Genomic DNA, 18,022 nt, shown 5'->3' on the forward strand with positions numbered 1-18,022 from the left:
CGTGCTGATCGGTGCCGGCCCTGTAAAATTGTGTTGGGGGCGTGTTGCTTAGCCCTGTTGTGGGTTAGAGGTCGATGGTTTGACCTGTTTTGGCTGATTCGATGGCTGCTTCGGCGACTTTGACGTTACGCATGCCTTGTTCGAGGGTGACGATGTCGGAGTCTTTTCCTAGGACTGCGTCGCGGAAGTTTTCGTGCTCGACGAGGAGTGGTTCTCGTTTGGAGATTGCGAATCGGGTGTAGTCGCCTTCGGAGACACCTTTGAATTGGGCTAGGCCTTGCCATTCGGAGGTGACGTTGCCGTTAGCGTGGAAGGCCAGTTCAGCGGTGAGGGTGTCGGCGATGAAGGCACCTTTTTCGCCGGTGATGAAGGTGATGCGTTCTTTGAATGGTGAGAGCCAGTTCACGGTGTGTTGGGTGATGGTTCCGTCGGCAAGTAGACCGTTCATGAGAACCATGTCTTCGTATTCGCGTCCGGAGCGGAAGGCGGTGCGGGCGCCGACGGAGGTGTAGGCGCTGGAGCGCAGCCAGCTGGTGAGGTCGATGTCGTGGGTGCCGAGGTCTTTGACGACACCGACATCGGCGATGCGGGCGGGGAAGGGGCCTTGGCGGCGGGTGACGATTTGGTACACGTCGCCGAGGTCGCCTGCTTCGATGCGGGCTTTGGCTTGTTGCAGGGCGGGGTTGTAGCGCTCGATATGTCCGGTGGCGCCGATGAGTCCTGCTTTGTCGAATGCGTCGACGAGCTTTTGGGCCGAGGAGGTGTCTTGGGCGAGGGGTTTTTCGATGAGGGCGTGGACCCCAGCTTCGGCCAGGGCGAGTCCGATTTCTAGGTGGTAGACGGTGGGGACCGCGACCATGCAGTAGTCGAGGTTGTGGGCGAGGAGTTCCTCGATGCTGTTGACGAGGGGGCGCCCTTGGGCGATGTCGTGGGGGTCGCCGTTGGGGTCGGCGACGGCGACGAGGTCGACGCCGTCAAGTCCTGCCAGGACGCGTCCGTGGTGGCGGCCCATCATGCCGAGGCCGATGAGGCCTGCGCGGAGGTTTGCCATATTTATGCACCTGCCTTGGCGAGGGTGTTGACTGCGGTGACGATGCGCTCAAGTCCGGCGCGGTCCACGCTGGGGTGGACCGGTAGGGAGAGGCACTCCTTGGCGGCGCGTTCGGTTTCAACCAGGTCGCCTGCGGTGCGGCCTGCTGCAGCAAATGGTTTGAGGCGGTGGTTGGGCACGGGGTAGAACATGCCTGAGCCGATGCTGTATTCGTCTTTGAGGGCTTGGGCGAATTCGTCGCGGCCTTCGGGGATGCGGATCGTGTACTGGTGGTAAACGTGTACGGCGCCTTCGGCAACTGGTGGTGGGGTGACTCCGCGTAGGTTGCTGGAGAGGAATGCAGCGTTTTCTTGGCGGGTTTTGGTCCAGGCGTCGACTTTGGTGAGCTGGACACGGCCGATGGCTGCGTGAATATCGGTCATGCGGTAGTTCATGCCGACGACTTCGTTGTGGTACTGCTGCAGCATTCCTTGGTTGCGGTAGAGGCGCAGGTTGTGCTCGATGTTTTCGTCGGCCGCTGAGACCATGCCGCCTTCGCCGGAGGTCATGTTCTTGGTGGGGTAAAGCGAGAACATCGCGAATGCGCCGAATGCGCCGACGGGGGTGCCGTGGAGGGATGCGCCGTGAGCTTGGGCTGCGTCTTCGAAGATTTTGATGCCGTGTTTGTCGGCGACGGCTTGAAGAGCGACCATGTCGGCGGGGTGGCCGTACAGGTGGACGGGCATGATGCCGACGGTTTTGTCGGTGATGGCTGATTCAACCGACTCGGCGCTGAGGCAGAAGCTTCCTGGTTCGATGTCGGCGAAGACGGGGGTGGCTCCGGTCAGGGCCACGGAGTTCGCGGTGGCTGCGAAGGTGAAGGAGGGGACGATCACCTCGTCGCCGGGACCTACACCTGCTGCGAGGAGTCCGAGGTGGAGGCCGGAGGTGCCGGAGTTCACGGCCACGCATGCGCGTCCGAGACCGAAGTGCTCGGAGAACTCCTCTTCGAATGCCTTTACCTGCGGCCCTTGAGCCAGCATGCCGCTGCGCATCACTGCATCGACGGCAGCGCGCTCCTCATCGCCGATCAGCGGCTTTGCCGGAGGAATGAACTCGGTCACGTAAGGCCCCTTCGTGAAGCGTGTTTCCGGCGGCCCCACGTGTGGCCGCCCTGTCTGCACTGATTCTTCAGGCGTGTTCCGGACGACCGTGTGGACGTGGGTCACTTTGGCTTCGCGCCGCCGGTAGATTGTTCGGTTTATCGTTTCGTTCCTTCCGCGTTTCGCTGTATGCGTGGTGCGGTAGGAGCGAGGTGCCGTCCGCTTGGGCCGTCACCTAAGGCCACACTACCGTGGTGCCAAACAGCAGAAAGGGTTCACCATCGTGAAGGTCCTCAGTGTCGTCGGGGCAAGACCGCAGTTTGTGAAGTTGGCGCCGGTGGCGCGGGCATTTGCTGCGGCCGGGAATATCGAGCATGTGATTGTTCACACAGGGCAGCATTACGACGCCATGTTGAGTGATGTTTTCTTCGATGATCTGCATATTCCGGCGCCGGATGTTCATTTGGGTGTGGGGTCAGGCAACCATGGGGCACAGACGGGCCGGATGCTTGAGCAGATTGAGCCGGTGTTGTTGGAGCACAAGCCGGATTGGACTTTGGTTTACGGGGATACAAACTCGACTATTGCTGCTGCTTTGGCAGCGGTGAAGCAGCATCTACCTGTTGCGCATTTGGAAGCTGGGTTGCGTAGTTTTAATCGGCGGATGCCTGAGGAGCACAACCGGGTGTTGACCGATCATGCGTCGGATTTGTTGCTCTCCCCTACCCAGGTAGGTATGGATCACTTGGAGCGTGAAGGCTTAGCAGAGAAGTCCGTGCTGGTGGGCGATGTGATGACCGATGTGTGTTTCACGGTGCGTGATGGTGTGGGGTCCGAGCCACTGCAGTTGCCTGCTGATGTTGATGAGCGTTTCGATCCGGACAAGCCGTTTGTGTTGGCTACGATTCACCGCCCGGATAACACGGATACTCCGCAGCGTTTGGGTGAGATCATCGCGGCTTTCCGTGATTTGCCTACGCAGGTGTTGTTGTTGGCGCATCCGCGGCTAGTAGCTAAGGCTCAAACTCACGGTATTGATCTTTTTGGTGGGAATTTGCACGGCGCTTCTCCGCTGGCGTATCCGCAGATGGTGCGTGCGGTGATGGGCGCTGCTGGTGTGGTGACGGATTCGGGTGGTTTGCAGAAGGAAGCGTTCTTGTTACAGACGCCGTGCACAACGATCCGTCCGGAGACTGAATGGGTAGAGACGCTGGAGGGCGGCTGGAACATTCTCGATAACGATCTGGCTCAGTTGCGTGATGTGGCGGTGCGGCAGGCCCCTGCTGGGGAGCAGGGCGCGCCGTACGGTGATGGGAACGCTTCAGAGAAAGTCGCGGCTGTTTTGGCTGAACGCGCTCACTGATCTTTGAGGCGGGGCTCGTATCAGATTTCTTGATACGGGCCCCTTTGTTGTGCATCAGATCTGGTGGAGCGTTTGCGTAGTGATGCGATGACTGATCCGACTCCCGCTCCTAACATTGATGGCGGGGTGATGAGGATGAGGAAGAACGGAGCGACGTCCGCGATGTTTTCCACGCGTGGACGCAGGGCTCCGCCGGACCATCCGTCGACGGTTATTCCCACGACGATCGATGACAGGAGAGCTACTGCGCACCACAGCAGTGCGACACGGCCGAAACTTTTTCTGTATCCGTCGATCCCGGACCATAGGAACGCTATTGCCATGGTGAGCAGGGAGGCTGCCAGGATGGCTCCGACGTCGACTCCTACTGTGTGCTCACTTGATGAGTAGTAGATGGAGATTCCGTGCAACGCCACTATTACAACGATGGAACGAATCACGCAGGCCACAAAGAATCGCATTTGTAGATTGTCTCAGCTGCGCGCAGATAAATAAGTAAACGCGGCGGAGATAGCGGCACGCATTTGTTTCGCTCAGGGCAGGATGAGGGTATGGACCTCACTCTTGATGCTGGTTTCACGTTGTCCGACATCAGTACTGTGGCTGAGCAGGCGATGCGGGAGCTTCTTGAGGTTGCTGCTGTGCCGACTGGTGGGTCGGTGGTGTTGGGGTGCAGTAGTAGTGAGATCCGTGGGGAGCGGATTGGCACGTTCGGCAGTGAACAGATCGGGGTGGCGGTGGTTGCGGGGGTTCGGCGGGGTGTGCTGGAGCGTGGGGTGTGGTTGGCGGTGCAGGGCTGTGAGCACATTAATCGGGCGTTGGTGGTGGAGCGTGAGTATGCGTTGGCGCAGCGGTTGGAGGTGGTGAGTGTGGTTCCGGCGTTGCATGCGGGTGGTTCGGTGTGTGTTGCTGCATTTGATGCGGCGCAGGATCCGGTGATGGTGGAGCATGTGGTGGTTGATGCTGGACTTGATATTGGTGATACCGAGGTGGCGATGCATGTGCGGCATGTGCAGGTGCCGGTGCGGTTGGCGGCGCGGCAGGTTGGGGGCGCGCGGGTGACGGCAGTTCGTTATCGGCCTAAGCTTATTGGCGGGCAGCGGGCTCAGTATCAGCGTTGATGGTGCGCGGATGCGATGCGGGTGGGTTTGTTGTTTGTTTGTCGTTGGGGCGTGGCGGTTCTGAGGTAGCCTTGCGAACACGAAGGGGAGTAGTTCCGATCGCTGGCTCATGCTGGCGTGGGGCTTAGCGTCGACATACTGGCGGGGAATGAACCGCCCGGCGCACCATCCAGCAGGTGGATGAACGAGACCTTCGACACCGCCAGGGTGTCGAAGTGTCGTATCTGCTTACTTCGGGCACCCGTGACGAAAGGTCACTCGCCCGGATGTCTGTGGTCACTATGTTTCTTGTGGCGTTTGGTGTTTCTGCTGACGCTTTCGCTGTTGCTCTTGGTAAGGGTCTAACTCTGCCTCGTGTGGATATACGGGCTGTGTTGGCTGTCGCTGTGACGTTTGGGGCGTTTCAGGCGGCGATGCCGTTATTGGGGTGGTTTCTTGGTGCCTCTTTCGCGCCGTACATCGAGGCAGTGGATCATTGGATTGCGTTCGTGCTGCTGGGTGTTATTGGTGCTCACATGATGTGGGGTGCGCTGCGCGGCGGTGATGAGGCTGGTTTTTCGGATCGTCTTACGCTGCGTTCATTGCTTGTGTTGGGGGTGGCTACCAGCATTGATGCTCTTGTCATTGGTGTTGGGTTGGCGTTTATGAAGGTAGATGTGTTTGTCACGGTGGCGATTGTGGGATTGGTGACGTTTCTTATCAGCGCTGCCGGGATGCTTGTTGGTCAAAAGATTGGGAACCGTTGGGGTACGCCGGCTGAGTTGTTGGGTGGATCGATTCTTATCGGTCTTGGTGTGTTGGCTTTATGGGAACACTTAGCTGCCTAAGGGCAAAGAGTGGGGGCAAAGGACTTTCCTTTGCCCCCACTCTTTTGTTGCTTAGTGCTGGGTGTGTTCGGTGATGATTTTTTTTACTGCGTGGGCGTCATTGGGGGCCTGGATGACGTGACGTTCGCTGTTTCGTAGGTGGGCGAATCGTTCTGGCAGAGGTGGGGGTTCCCCTATTGCTTCGGTGATGGTTTCGGCGAATTTGACGGGTAGTGCTGTTTCAGCGACGAGGACGGGCAGGGTGATGCTTGCCTCAGCGAGTCGGTCGCGGGCGACTTTGATGCCGTCGGCGGTGTGGGGGTCGATGAGGATGCCGTCGTTGGCGTGCACGCTGGCGATGGTGGCAAGGCGGTCCGTGTGGCTGGAGGCGCCGGTGCGGAATCCGTAGCGTTGTGCTACGTGGGGCCAGTTTTTTTCGTTGGCGAGGGTGAATTCTTTTTCTGTGGCGAGGGTGGGCCCGAACAGTTGGGCGGTGCGGGCGCCGTCGCGGTCCAGAAGGTCAAAGACGAAGCGTTCGAAGTTGCTGGCTTTGCTGATGTCCATGGATGGACTGGATGTTGCGTGTGTTTCTGCTGCCCCGCGGATTCGGTATGTGCCGGTGGTGAAGAATTCGGCAAGTACGTCGTTTTCGTTGGTGGCGCAGACCAGGCTGGTGATGGGGATTCCCATCTGTTTGGCGATGTGACCAGCGACGATGTTACCGAAGTTGCCGGTGGGGACAACGAAAGAGACGGGTTCGTCATTGTCTGTGGTGGCGTAGAGCCATCCGGCGATGTAGTAGACGACTTGGGCGAGTAGGCGGGCCCAGTTGATTGAGTTGACGGCACCGATGTTGTGGGTGCGTTTGAAGTTGGTGTCGGCGTTAACTGCTTTGACGATGTCTTGGCAGTCGTCGAATACGCCCGCCACGGCGATGTTGACGATGGCGGGATCGTTGATGGAGAACATTTGGGCTTGTTGGAAGGGGGTCATGCGCCCGGTGGGGCTGAGCATGAAGACACGTACTCGGTCTTTGCCGAGCATGGCGTATTCGGCTGAGCTGCCTGTGTCTCCGCTGGTGGCTCCGAGGATGGTGATATGGGTTTGGCGGCGGTTCAGTTCGTATTCGAAGAGTTCGCCGAGCAGTTGCATTGCCATGTCTTTGAACGCGGCAGTGGGGCCGTTGCTCAGGTGCAGAAGATGGATGCCTTCGGTGAGCTGTGAGACGGGAACGATACGTGGGTCAGTGAATTTTTCGCTGCTATAGGCACGTTCGCAGATGCCACGCAGGTCGTCGCTGGGGATGTCGTCGATGAATAGGCTGGTGACGGCGTGTGCCAGTGCCGCGTAGCCCTGGGTGGTCAGGAGTGTTCTCCACTGCGCCCGTGTATTTTTGTCGATGTGGGGGTAGCGCTCGGGCAGGTAGAGGCCGCCGTCTGGAGCGAGCCCGGCGAGCAGAATGTCGCAGAAGGTTTGGTCGGCGACGCCGTTGGGGTCACGTGTGGAGAGATAGCGCACGTGACCAGACTACGAAAATGGGGGTTGGTGGCGGTATTGGTTGTGTGGCGGCACGTGGTGGAGAGCGCTGAGTTCTCGTCACTGCGTGCAGTGACGAGAACTCAGCGAGGGTGTTTTATTCGGCGGCGCGGCCGACGGTGCGGAAGGTAACGTCGGTGAAGTTGTCGGCGTTGAGCCAGCAGCGGCCATCGATGACGGTCCTCACGCCGGGCAGATCACGCGTGGTGAGCTGTGCGTATTCGGCGTGGTTTGCCTGCAGGATCGCGACGTCGATGTTGCTGGTACCGAGTGTGTAGGGAGTCCAGCCGTAGGCGGCGAGTTCTTCGTCGGTGTACATGGGGTCGTGGACCACGACGGTGGCGCCTTCAGCGCGTAGAGCCTCGACGGTGTCGAATACGCCGGAGAAGGCTGTTTCTTTGACGCCGCCGCGGTAGGAGGCACCGAGCACAACGACGGTGGCGCCTGAAAGGTCACCGTGTGCGCCTTTGGCGAGGCCGACGGTGTATGCGGGCATACCCTTGTTGGTTTCGCGGGCAGCACGCACGACGGTGGCATCGGGGTCGGTGTAGAGGTAGAGGCGGGGGTAGACGGGGATGCAGTGTCCGCCGACAGCGATTCCGGGTGAGTGGATGTGGCTGTAGGGCTGGCTATTGGAGGCTTCGATGACTTGGTAGATGTCGATGCCGTGTGAGGCGGCGAATTTGCCGAACTGGTTGGCCAAGCCGATGTTGACGTCGCGGTAGGTCGTTTCGGCAAGTTTGGCGAGTTCTGCTGCTTCTGCCGAGCCCAGATCCCAGACACCGTTGCCGCGTTCGAGGTCGGGGCGCTCGTCGAAGTCGAGGACGGCGTTGTAGAACTCGATGGCGCGGCGAGCTCCAGTGCCTCCCAGGCCGTCAAGGCCTCCGACGAGTTTGGGGTATTTGCGCAGGTCGGCGAAGACCCGGCCGGTGAGGACTCGCTCGGGGCTAAAGACGAGGTGGAAGTCGGTGCCTTCGTTCAGGCCAGAACCTGCTTCGAGCTGGGGTTTCCACTTGCCGCGGCTGGTGCCTACGGGCAGGGTGGTTTCGTAGATGACGAGGGTGTTGTTTTCTTTCCGTAGGCCGCGGGCGATGTCGGCGGTGGCTGATTCCATCCACCCGAAGTCGGGTTGTCCGTCGTTGTCAACGAAGAGGGGGACGACAACGACGACGGCCTCAGAGTCAGCGACGGCGGCAGCGGTGTCGGTGGTGGCGTGGATGTTTCCAGCCTTGACTGCTTCGGCAAGTTTTTCGTCGAGGTGGGCTTCGCCGGGGAAGGGTTCAGTTCCTGCGTTGACGAGGTCGACAACGGTGGGGTTGGTGTCGGCTCCGTGTACGAAGTGGCCTTTGGAGGCGAATTGGACTGCCAGCGGAAGCCCGATTTTGCCGAGTCCGACGACGGTGATCTTCACGTGTTGCCTGCCTTTGCTGTTGGTGGTCCGTCCGGGCTGCGCTGGTGCGTCAGTCTCGGTGGGCTGCTCCGTTGCCGGTTGCGACGTGGTCGTGGTCGGTGTGGGAGTGGCGGCGTGCGTGTGGTGCGCGTCCGCGTCTGGCCCTGGTCACTCCTCTGATCTTAGAGGGGTGTTTTGGTTCCGTGTTGGCGGGAGTGTGGGTGTTGCTGTGGTTGATGGGTTCGGTGCCGTATCCACTGCGGTCCAGGACGGTTTCGAGGGCGGCGACTGCTTTGGGGTCGTATTCGTAGCCCAAGCCGAGGTAGATGCGTTCCATCGCTTCGTTGTGGGCGTCGTTGTCAGCGTCGGCGAGGGTGCCGCCGACGTAGTCGACGTAGGCGTTAGCGACCTTGAGGACACGTGCTGTTTGTGGGATGCGGGCGCGGTTTTGGACGAGTTGGTAGTAGGGAACGGCTTGGGCGGCGAGGGTGTCAGTGACGGCGTTGAGGCGGCCGATGTGGTCGACGATGGAGGCTCCGGTGGCGGCGAGGTGTTCTTGATCGGCGGGAGCAGCCAGGACTGTGGCTCCGGAGGGGATGGGGCGGCGCAGGATTACTTGTCCTAGGTCGTGGAGGAGCGATGCGGTTTCTAGGTGGCCAATTTCGCGGGCGGTCAGTCCCATTTCTTGGGCGATGGCCACTGATAGGCGGGCTACGGAGGTTCCGTGGCCGCGGGGTAGCAGTCCGGCAATTTCGGGCAGTTTGGACAGGGCGCGGATGCTTTGCCGCTGGGCGCGGTGGACGCGGGCTTGGTGGAGTACGGCGGTTTGGGTGGCCACGAGGGGCACGAGTCCTAGTGGTAGTGCGGCTAGGCCGATTGCTTCTTGGGCTAGGGCCAGGCTGGCGCTGCTTGCGACGACGACGACGGAAAGGGCCAGTGGGATGCGGGCGTCGCTGGTGTGGCTGTTAAGAGCGTCGACGCGCATGAGTTGGTGGTAGAGCCAGACGCGGAAGGGGGCTTCGATGCTGAGGATGAATCCGATGGCGCTCATGAGGACGATGGCGCGGCGCCATCCGGGCCAGGTGAGGGTCATGTCGACGACGTGGTTGCCGTGTAGGAGTGGTAGTTCACGCACGAGGATTGCTACCGCTGTGACGGTGAAGAGGCGTAGTGCGCTGTCGGCGAGGAGTTCGTGGCGCTCGCCGCGGGCGCGGGTAACCCATAGGAAAGGAATGGCTAGCAGTTGTGAGGTCAGAACTAGTGCCGCGATGTGTGTTGCGGTGAGCTGGATGGGGCCTTGGGGTGTGGTGACTGAGACGGCTAGGGCTAGGCCGACGGCGTGTGCTGTGGGGGCGGTTTCGAATCGTCCGCGGATGCGCAGTCGAAAGGCTTCAGCGATCGTTAGGACAGCCAGGTAGGCGAGGATGCCAGGGATGGTCATGAGGTGGCTTCCTTGGTGCCGTGGTGTTTTCGGTGGGCGAATTGGTGGGAGTGCTGGGGTGAAGTGTGCCGGTGGCGGCTGGTGGCGGGGTGGTTGGTCAGGTCAGCTAAGAGGTCGAGGCCGCGGCTTGAGCGCAGTTCGCGGATGAGAGCATCAACGACGATGGGGTCTAGGGTGCTTCCGGCGTGGTTACGTAGTCCAGTGATGAGGTTTTCGCGGTCTTCGACGGTGGCGTTGAGGGTGGTGCCAAGGGATTCAGCGATATCGGCGGCGGCGATGATGCGTGAGGCGAGGGGGATTTCATCTCCGGCGAGGCGGCTGGGGTATCCGCGGCCGTCGTAGCGTTCGTGGTGGTGCAGGACGGCTTCGGCGCAGTCTTCAAGGAAGTCGATGTCGGTGATGATGTCGGCGGATATGCGGGTGTGGCCAGCGATGTGGTCAAGTTGTTCGTCGGTGAGGTCTTCGGGGCGGGTGTCGAGGATGCTCCATGGGATGGACAGGATGCCAACGTCATGCAGGGTGGCGGCTTCGCGGAGGATGTCTTGGTCGCGTCCGGATAGGCCCATTGCGCTGCCAGTGGCGGTACAGACGCGGGCGAGGCGGTAAGGGCGGTCCAGTGTTCCGGATCGTAGTTCGCCTGCTCCGGCTAGGGCCTGGAGGAGGCGGTGGTGAATGTCGCGTTCTTCGACGTATTCGAGGTAGGACCAGCGGGACATCATGAGGGGGGCGAGGATGAGGACGAGGGCTAGGGGGCCTAGTCCTACTGGTGCCCAGAGCACGACAAAAACGAATGCGGTGATGCCATATCCCAGGCAGAGCACGGCGAAGACGGTCATGGCTCCCGTGACGAAGTGGCGCAGGCGTTGGCGGCTTTCGAGGGCAATGAGGGCTGCTACAAGGATGCTGTTGAGAACGATGAATACGAGGTCGGCGAGAATAAGTGGGATGCCGATTTTTGTGAAGAGCAGGGTAGGCGTCCAGGGACCGGTGCCGATGTGGATACCACCGAAGAGGGCGTAGGTCAGGGCGGCAGCGCTGGTGACCAGCGCCATCATGGATGCGTTGACGAAGAAGGTCAGGGCGGTGCGATTGGGGAGGGCTCCGGCGCCACGCATCCGGCGGACGAGGTTGGATGCCAGTGGGCTGAGCAACATGATGAGTGGGCCCAGGATGGTGGCTGGGACGGGGCCGGTGAGGGGAATGGCCCCCAGGAGAATCATAGCGGTGAAGGAAAGTTCGACTTCTTCGTCGTGTGAGCGTTCGCGTAGCCCGTCGGCAAGAACTCCCAGGGCAAGGAGGCCGAGGAAGGGTTCAAAGGAGGAAATGAGCTGCGTGCCGTGGTGGTGTAGCAGGGTGGCCTGTGTTGCCAAGAAAGCTGCCAGGATGATGTTCATTACGGCAGCGGTGAGGGAGATTGCGCGTACGCGTGCACTGGGTTGTTGGCTTGAGCTGTGCATTGATCCCCACAGCTCGGTGTCGTCGGTGAATGATCCGGGTTGGTTGAGTCGGTGAGGTCGGATGCTCACGCTGTCTCCGCGGGGGTGTGGGGCGGTAATGGCCTGAGCAGGGCCACGCCCGCTCCCCTCAGCGTGATGCGGCCATGCCTGTGACCGCGGCCATGTGTTTCATTTTTTGGGCCGTGGGCTCCAGTAGACAACACCGCAGGGCTGCTGTGTGTCGTGAGTGTTGATAAACATTTCTCACTCCTGCCGATAAGCGACGGTCGGATGCCTTGATGACCCCCCATAGGTCGATTCAAAGTGTCCCCATCGCTTTTCCGTCTAGTAAGTACGAACAACTTGGACGGATAGCGATAAGAATTCTTTCGATGTCCGCCAGCATATCCTTGGCTTCCCATGAAGACTCCTTCATCTTCACCACCCTTGAGTAAACATTTATCTATAAGTGAAGATCACTTATCCAAGTCAGTCGTTCGACTATTTTGAAAATAAAATTCACCCACTATTAATGAGTGAAGAAGATTATTTATTTACGCGAATCCATTTGATTCACAGTCTCTTACGCTTGCCATTCATGGCACTCTCCCCTGATGCAGCAGCTAGGCACCCCAGCATGTCCACTGTCGCATCCCTGACTTCTCAAGCGATGCCTCATCCTTCATCCGCCCCGAGGCGAAGCACACTAAGTTATAGAGAATGTATATCACGACTAATTCAGTCGATCACTTTGGACGACCTATCTAAACAACACGAGAAGTTCACGTAATGCGATAGAAACACATAGTCTTGATCAATCGTCCAAAGCGCTCGTTCACATAGGGAAGAATCCAAAAAACACAAGAACGCAGGAAAGTGCCGGTGATACCCCAAGGCGCTACACCAACAGAGAACCCCGACTGAACGACTCCCCCAACTGCCTCCCACTACCCCACCGCCTGAGAATCAATCCCGAAACTTTCCACTCCACGCCCGAGGCGTGAGACAACTGGGTACCCAGAACACCCCTCACACCCACCAGCTAGCGTCAGAGGGCACCGGATCGCCCCCCTACCAGAGCGTGTGACAGAATCAGATGGTTCAGCGATGTGGCCGCATGCGGCCACATCCAGACATAGAGGAGATCATCATGAGCAAGCGCGCACGCAAGCGTCGTTCCCGCAAGGGCAGCGCAGCCAACCACGGCCGCCGCCCCAACGCCTGAGCAGACCTGCCACTGCCAGCGAGTGCATAAATGTGTGGGTGTCACTTCAATTGAAGTGACACCCACACATTTATCCGGCTCTGAAATACCTACATCACCTCAGAGCTCAAAAGTCTTCATACTTATCCTGGTAAGAATCTGAACACGTAACGACTCGGGCGCTTCCTCACAATGACAAGAGCGTCGGATCAGTGACTTCAAAACAAGATCACGCTCATAGTTCTGCGCGCACGATCGACACGAAGCAAGATGGGCTTTGATTGCTTCACAATCAGCGGCAGTCAGCTCCCCATCAAGATACGCAGTCAGCGCTGCATAGAATTCCTCACACCCTCCGGGACTGTGGCCATCAGCATTCACTGCCCCACCTCCGAGGCTGTGCCGACATAGCCACGCTCAGCCGCGTAATCAGTGAGCAAATCCCGTAGCGCCCGCCGCCCCCGGTGCAGTCGAGACATGACCGTACCAATAGGGGTATCCATGATCTCAGCGATCTCTTTGTACGCAAATCCTTCAACATCTGCCAGATACACCGCAATACGGAAGTCTTCACCGATCTGGCTCAACGCCCGCGTCACATCACTGTCGGGCAAATGGTCCAGCGCCTCCACCTCAGCCGAACGCAATCCGCGCGAAGAATGAGCCTCCGCACGAGCAAGCTGATAGTCCTCCACATCGGCAGCATCGGACTGCTGGGGCTGGCGCTTTTTCTTGCGGTAGGTGTTGATAAAGGTGTTCGTAAGAATTCGATACAGCCAGGCTTTGAGGTTAGTTCCCGGCTTGTACTGGTGAAACGCAGCAAAAGCCTTCGCAAACGTTTCCTGAACCAAATCTTCGGCATCCGTAGGGTTGCGAGTCATCCGCAACGCGCCACTGTAGATCTGATCCAGGTACACCATGGCATCAGTTTCAAACCGACGGACCCGCTCATCGTGCGTCTCCTGAGAAGGATCAACGATGGTTTCATCAAACACCGGTTCACCGGTCAGCGACGGCTCGAGTATCTCAGTACCCGCCGCACCATCGCGTATCTCGTCGCTGTTCATCAATGTCCAGGGTAGGCGCTCAGAGGTATCTCCGCCTTGAGCATCCATCCCAGTAGAGACACCATCAACCGCCTTAGGTGCAAGAACCAACACGTATGACTCCTATTCCGCCCGACGTGGCGTGTCGGCGTACGAGGGACGGTGACCCCGAATCAGCCAGACAGAACTGCCCGTGGGCAACTGCTCACGGGCAAGAACGCACTACGTGACGATGACATTCCCACCCACGCCACACTGCGCATCAACCCCGCCCAAGCTGACCTGTACCGATGTAATCAAACAAGTTCAACTCCCCCGCATTGCCGCCATCCCGGTCACTGCAGAGCTGCTCAGCTACAAAACGCTCCTGGCGAGGCGGGGACAACAACGGCAGCACACTCTGGGCATCATCGCGGCGTGGATCCAGCCAGGCATCCCAATCCTGCGGCTCGATAACCAACGGCTGACGCGGATGCACATGCTCCACCTCTGCCTGCGCCGGATGCGTAATGATCGAGAACGATGCAACCCATGCCAACGGGCCCGGCTCCCTAACTGCGGGGTCACGCCAAAACTCGAAGAAACCCCCGAAAGTCAACGGCGCACCATCGGCTCGGCGCAGCGAAAAGAGTGGCTTGCGCTGCCTGTTACCCGCGGGCGCTGTACCCCACTCGTACCAGCAATCAGCAGGAACCAAACATCGCCGCGAGCGCACTGCCTGACGGAAAGCTGGTTTTGTCAGTACTGATTCGGCTCGCGCGTTGATCATTGATACTGCGCTGCGTGGGTCCTTGGACCATGAGGGCACTAAACCCCACGTCAGTAGGCGCAGCGAGCGCTCTACGTCTACTAGTTCGCCTGTCTGTGAGCGTCGGAGACGTTCTACAACGACGCGGGCGTTTTTCGTGGGCGCGACATTTTCATCTGGGGTGCCTGCAGGTGGTTCTTGGGGCGAGGCCAGAAGGGTTCGTACCGGCGCTCCTGTCATGTCGACGTCTGCTTTGAGTGTTGTGACCAGTTCAGTATTTGTTGCTGTTGCGGCGTATCTACCGCACACGTGTTGCCTCCTTGCTTGTTGTCGCCCACGACGCGCCTGCCTCCATGCTGAACAAGCCGCCATGGGAACAGCTGTCCCGACTAGAGTCGGCATGTGGGCCGCGTCATTGGCATGCCTGGTCCAGCATCACACCACCACGCAAACACGGAAGCGAGTGATCTTCTCCATCGTGCCCACCACCGACCTTTGGAAAGCACCTGCTGCAGCCGACGTAGCTACTGCATTAGACGCAACGGTGCGCCTTCCTGGCAGTAAATCACTGACGAATCGGTTCCTTGTTTTGGCTGCACTGGCTGATGGAGAGTCACGCCTGCGCGCCCCTTTGCACTCTCGTGACACGTTATTGATGGCTCAGGGGTTGCGCGCTATGGGGACCAATATCACTGATCTTGGTGACGCTGACAGTGGCGATTGGCATGTTCGACCTGCCGCTTTGCGGGGTAACGCTGCGGTCGATTGCGGTTTAGCTGGCACTGTTATGCGTTTCTTGCCTGCGGTGGCAACGCTGGCTGCTGGTCCGGTGCGTTTTGATGGGGATGCCGGTGCCCGGGTTCGCCCTATGGCCCCGGTTCTTCAGGCCATTACCGATCTGGGTATTCGCACCGAATCTGCTGGTGGTTTTCTACCCGCCACTGTTTATGGGTCAGGGACTGTCACCGGTGGCGCGTTGCGTATTGATGCTTCGCATAGCTCGCAGTTCGTTTCAGCAATGCTGCTTGTTGGTGCTCGTTTCACTAACGGGCTGGAGCTAGTGCACACCGGTTCTGCACTTCCTTCCCAGCCTCACATCGATATGACTATCGAGGTGTTGCGTGATGTAGGGGTTGAGATCGATGACGACACCCCTCACCGTTGGGTCGTGGAGCCAGGTGATATCCGTCCTTTGGATGTCACTGTGGAGCCTGACTTGTCCAACGCGGCCGCATTTTTGGCCGCCGTGCCGATTCTGGGTGGCCGCCTGCATATTCCTGATTGGCCCGCGCACACCACGCAAGCTGGGGATCGGATCCGCGACATTTTGGCTTTGTTGGGTGCTCGTGTCGAGCTGGATCGCACGGGCCTGACTGTTACTGCTGATTGTGGCTTTGAGGGGTTTGATCTGGACCTTTCTGAAGCTGGTGAGCTCACTCCTACGGTCGCGGCGCTTGCTGCCTGTGCCCACTCTCCCTCCCATCTGCATGGGGTGGCCCACCTGCGTGGCCACGAAACTGACCGGTTGGCCGCTTTGGCCACTGAGATCAACCGTCTTGGTGGGGATGTGGCCGAAACTGATGATGGGTTAGTGATCCGACCTTCTCCTCTGCGCCCGGCTCAGATCGCTACTTACCACGATCATCGGATGGCGACTGCCGCGGCAATCTTGGCTTTGAAGGCGCCAGGAAGCAGCATCGAAAATATCGCCACTACCAGCAAAACTTTGCCGGGTTTCGCAGATATGTGGATGCGGATGCTCGGTGTTGAAACTGCTGCCGAGCGCACGGTTGTGGCCTCATGAGTTCTCGCCGCGCTCTTCATGACCGCTACGACGAATCACATGCACGAATCCGACCTAACCGCAAAGGCACTCGCCCTCGCACTAAAAATCGCCCCAAACATGCTGATGCGGTTATTGCGCGTGTCGTGCGGGTTGATCGTGGCCGTTTCACTTGCATTTTGGACGGCGTCACAGTTACAGCGATGAAAGCTCGTGAGCTGGGTCGTCATTCTGTCGTGGTGGGTGATGAGGTTGCTCTGGTTGGTGATGTCAGCGGAGCCGAAGGAACTCTGGCGCGGATCGTACGTGCCGAACCTCGCCGTACTTTGTTGCGTCGCACTGCTGATGACACTGACCCCGTCGAGCGCATCATCGTCGCCAACGTGGACATCATGGTGATCGTTACCGCTATCGCTGATCCCGAGCCACGCCACCGGCTCATCGATCGATGCCTGGTAGCGGCCTACGATGCGGGTATTCACCCCATTCTTGTGGTGACAAAAACGGACTTGGCCGATCCGAGTGAATTTCTCGCCTCATTCGCTGCCTTGGATGTTGATGTCATCACCAGCGGACGTAGCGATTCCTCCCCCATCTCAAGCGATGCCTGTGCTTTGGATCCAGCAGCAGTCGAAGCCATCCGACATCGTCTAGCTGGCCATGCCAGCGTGCTTGTGGGGCACTCGGGGGTGGGTAAATCCACTCTTGTCAACGCATTGGTTCCCGGCTTGGGGCGCACCACGGGTCATGTCAATGAGGTCACCGGGCGTGGTCGCCATACATCCACTTCAGCTATCGCGGCTCCGCTACCTGATGATGATGGCTGGATTGTCGACACCCCGGGGATCCGGTCGTTTGGCTTAGCGCATGTGCACCCCGAACAGATCATTAGTCATTTTCCCGATCTTGAACCTGGAACCGACGGTTGCCCACGTGGTTGTAGTCATGATGAGCCGGACTGTGCCTTGGATGAGCACGTGGCCAACCATCCCAATGCAGAACTTCACGCATCCTTAGAAGCGCGTTTGGATTCTGTGCGCCGGCTTTTGCGGGCACGGCGTGGCGAGAGTGATCCACCTACCGAAAGCACGCCTCGCCCGTAGCAACAGCAGCTGACTCAGCGGCGCATCAACACCGATTCCCCACGGTGCCACGCCAATCCATGCTGGACAGATAGCGTAGAGCTGTGTCCACATACACCGATGACCTGCGCCTTGCCCACGTGCTCGCCGACACGGTTGAGCGCATCACTATGCCCCGCTTCAAATCAACCAATTTGTCGGTGAACACCAAACCCGACATGACCCCTGTCACTGACGCTGATATCGATGCCGAAGAGCTGATCCGCGGTCAGCTCGCCCGTGTTCGTTCTCGCGACCGTGTGGTCGGTGAAGAGGGCGGCACGACAGGCACGGGCTCACGCCGCTGGATCATTGACCCGATTGACGGAACTGAAAACTACGTGCGCGGTGTCCCGGTGTGGGCCACATTGATTGGGCTTTATGACGGCGATGACCCTGTCGTTGGTGTGGTTGCCGCACCTGCGTTGGGGCGACGTTGGTGGGCCGCTAAAGGTGCTGGTGCGTACACGGGACGTTCTTTGTCTTCGGCTACCCCGATCCATGTTTCGCAGGTCGCATCTTTGTCGGATGCTTCCCTTTCCTATTCCTCGCTTAAGGGCTGGAAAGAAAAAGGGCGTTTGGATTCTTTCCTCGAATTGAATGAAGCTGTGTGGCGTTCTCGTGCCTACGGAGATTTTTGGTCGTACATGTTGTTGGCTGAGGGTGCTGTTGATGTTGCCGTAGAGCCTTCGCTGGAGGTGTACGACATGGGTGCACTAGTACCGATTGTGCTTGAGGCAGGTGGGCGTTTTACCGGTTTGGATGGTCAAGACGGCCCGTGGAGCGGCAATGCTGTGGCAACGAATGGGCAGTTGCACGAGTCTGTGTTGGCGCGTATTGGTGATGATTCTCCGGGGGCGCGTGCGTGATACGTGCGCTCGTGCGTACCGTCTA

The 18,022-nt window shown here is 59.2% G+C and carries 17 protein-coding genes; 7 read left to right on the forward strand and 10 right to left on the reverse strand.

Annotation, left to right across the window (positions count from 1 at the left end):
* Positions 1–64: 64 nt before the first annotated feature.
* Both DXZ77_RS06035 and DXZ77_RS06040 read right to left on the reverse strand, forming a co-directional pair.
* Positions 65–1,051: a Gfo/Idh/MocA family protein gene (locus DXZ77_RS06035; RefSeq protein WP_115030723.1), complete on the reverse strand. Its 987-nt coding sequence runs from the start codon at positions 1,049–1,051 to the stop codon at positions 65–67.
* Between the two features lie 2 nt (positions 1,052–1,053).
* Entirely contained in the window at positions 1,054–2,154 is a 1,101-nt protein-coding gene (locus DXZ77_RS06040; protein WP_115030724.1) for a DegT/DnrJ/EryC1/StrS family aminotransferase, read from the reverse strand.
* A gap of 262 nt (positions 2,155–2,416) precedes the next feature.
* Here DXZ77_RS06040 and wecB point away from each other — a divergent pair, with 262 nt between their 5' ends.
* Positions 2,417–3,496 carry a non-hydrolyzing UDP-N-acetylglucosamine 2-epimerase gene (gene wecB, locus DXZ77_RS06045; RefSeq protein WP_115032656.1) on the forward strand — a complete coding sequence of 360 codons (1,080 nt, stop codon included), beginning with the start codon at positions 2,417–2,419 and terminating at the stop codon, positions 3,494–3,496.
* A gap of 20 nt (positions 3,497–3,516) precedes the next feature.
* Here the strand turns inward: wecB and DXZ77_RS06050 are convergent, their stop codons facing one another.
* A complete protein-coding gene (locus DXZ77_RS06050) occupies positions 3,517–3,957 on the reverse strand; it encodes a hypothetical protein (protein WP_147279207.1) in 441 nt (146 codons plus the stop codon).
* A gap of 90 nt (positions 3,958–4,047) precedes the next feature.
* On the opposite strand from DXZ77_RS06050, the gene DXZ77_RS06055 reads away from it, so the two are divergent.
* Positions 4,048–4,617, forward strand: coding sequence for a TIGR01440 family protein (locus tag DXZ77_RS06055; RefSeq protein ID WP_115030726.1), 570 nt, complete (start codon positions 4,048–4,050; stop codon positions 4,615–4,617).
* A gap of 266 nt (positions 4,618–4,883) precedes the next feature.
* Positions 4,884–5,444, forward strand: a complete 561-nt coding sequence (locus DXZ77_RS06060; protein WP_115030728.1) for a manganese efflux pump MntP — start codon at positions 4,884–4,886, stop codon at positions 5,442–5,444.
* Positions 5,445–5,495: 51 nt separating this feature from the next.
* Here DXZ77_RS06060 and thrC read toward each other — a convergent pair whose 3' ends face one another.
* The 4 genes from thrC to DXZ77_RS06080 all read right to left on the reverse strand — a co-directional run bounded on the left by thrC (position 5,496) and on the right by DXZ77_RS06080 (position 11,316).
* The gene (thrC, locus tag DXZ77_RS06065) at positions 5,496–6,941 is read right to left on the reverse strand and encodes a threonine synthase (RefSeq protein ID WP_115030730.1); all 1,446 of its coding nucleotides are present in this window, start codon (positions 6,939–6,941) and stop codon (positions 5,496–5,498) included.
* Positions 6,942–7,056: 115 nt separating this feature from the next.
* Positions 7,057–8,370, reverse strand: coding sequence for a nucleotide sugar dehydrogenase (locus DXZ77_RS06070; protein WP_115030732.1), 1,314 nt, complete (start codon positions 8,368–8,370; stop codon positions 7,057–7,059).
* Positions 8,371–8,419: 49 nt separating this feature from the next.
* Positions 8,420–9,790 carry an HD-GYP domain-containing protein gene (locus DXZ77_RS06075; RefSeq protein WP_115030734.1) on the reverse strand — a complete coding sequence of 457 codons (1,371 nt, stop codon included), beginning with the start codon at positions 9,788–9,790 and terminating at the stop codon, positions 8,420–8,422.
* Positions 9,787–11,316, reverse strand: coding sequence for an HD-GYP domain-containing protein (locus DXZ77_RS06080; RefSeq protein WP_115030736.1), 1,530 nt, complete (start codon positions 11,314–11,316; stop codon positions 9,787–9,789). The genes DXZ77_RS06075 and DXZ77_RS06080 overlap by 4 nt, the downstream gene beginning before the upstream one ends.
* Positions 11,317–12,376: 1,060 nt before the next feature.
* On the opposite strand from DXZ77_RS06080, the gene DXZ77_RS12685 reads away from it, so the two are divergent.
* Positions 12,377–12,451, forward strand: coding sequence for a 50S ribosomal protein bL37 (locus DXZ77_RS12685; RefSeq protein ID WP_371667504.1), 75 nt, complete (start codon positions 12,377–12,379; stop codon positions 12,449–12,451).
* Between the two features lie 99 nt (positions 12,452–12,550).
* Here the strand turns inward: DXZ77_RS12685 and rsrA are convergent, their stop codons facing one another.
* The 3 genes from rsrA to DXZ77_RS06095 form a co-directional block, all read right to left on the reverse strand.
* Positions 12,551–12,811, reverse strand: a complete 261-nt coding sequence (gene rsrA / locus DXZ77_RS06085) for a mycothiol system anti-sigma-R factor (protein ID WP_115030738.1) — start codon at positions 12,809–12,811, stop codon at positions 12,551–12,553.
* Positions 12,808–13,590, reverse strand: coding sequence for a sigma-70 family RNA polymerase sigma factor (locus DXZ77_RS06090; protein WP_306746764.1), 783 nt, complete (start codon positions 13,588–13,590; stop codon positions 12,808–12,810). The genes rsrA and DXZ77_RS06090 overlap by 4 nt, the downstream gene beginning before the upstream one ends.
* A 148-nt stretch (positions 13,591–13,738) precedes the next feature.
* Entirely contained in the window at positions 13,739–14,533 is a 795-nt protein-coding gene (locus tag DXZ77_RS06095; protein WP_181816050.1) for an SOS response-associated peptidase, read from the reverse strand.
* 169 nt (positions 14,534–14,702) lie between these two features.
* Here DXZ77_RS06095 and aroA point away from each other — a divergent pair, with 169 nt between their 5' ends.
* From aroA to hisN, 3 genes are all read left to right on the forward strand, one after another.
* Complete coding sequence (aroA, locus tag DXZ77_RS06100) at positions 14,703–16,028, forward strand: 3-phosphoshikimate 1-carboxyvinyltransferase (RefSeq protein ID WP_258553167.1); 1,326 nt, start codon at positions 14,703–14,705, stop codon at positions 16,026–16,028.
* Entirely contained in the window at positions 16,025–17,110 is a 1,086-nt protein-coding gene (gene rsgA, locus DXZ77_RS06105) for a ribosome small subunit-dependent GTPase A (RefSeq protein WP_115030744.1), read from the forward strand. The genes aroA and rsgA overlap by 4 nt, the downstream gene beginning before the upstream one ends.
* 83 nt (positions 17,111–17,193) lie before the next feature.
* A complete protein-coding gene (hisN, locus tag DXZ77_RS06110) occupies positions 17,194–17,997 on the forward strand; it encodes a histidinol-phosphatase (RefSeq protein WP_115030746.1) in 804 nt (267 codons plus the stop codon).
* Positions 17,998–18,022 lie beyond the last annotated feature (25 nt).

It is taken from the genome of Dermatophilus congolensis, assembly GCF_900447215.1.
GTDB lineage: Bacteria > Actinomycetota > Actinomycetes > Actinomycetales > Dermatophilaceae > Dermatophilus > Dermatophilus congolensis_A.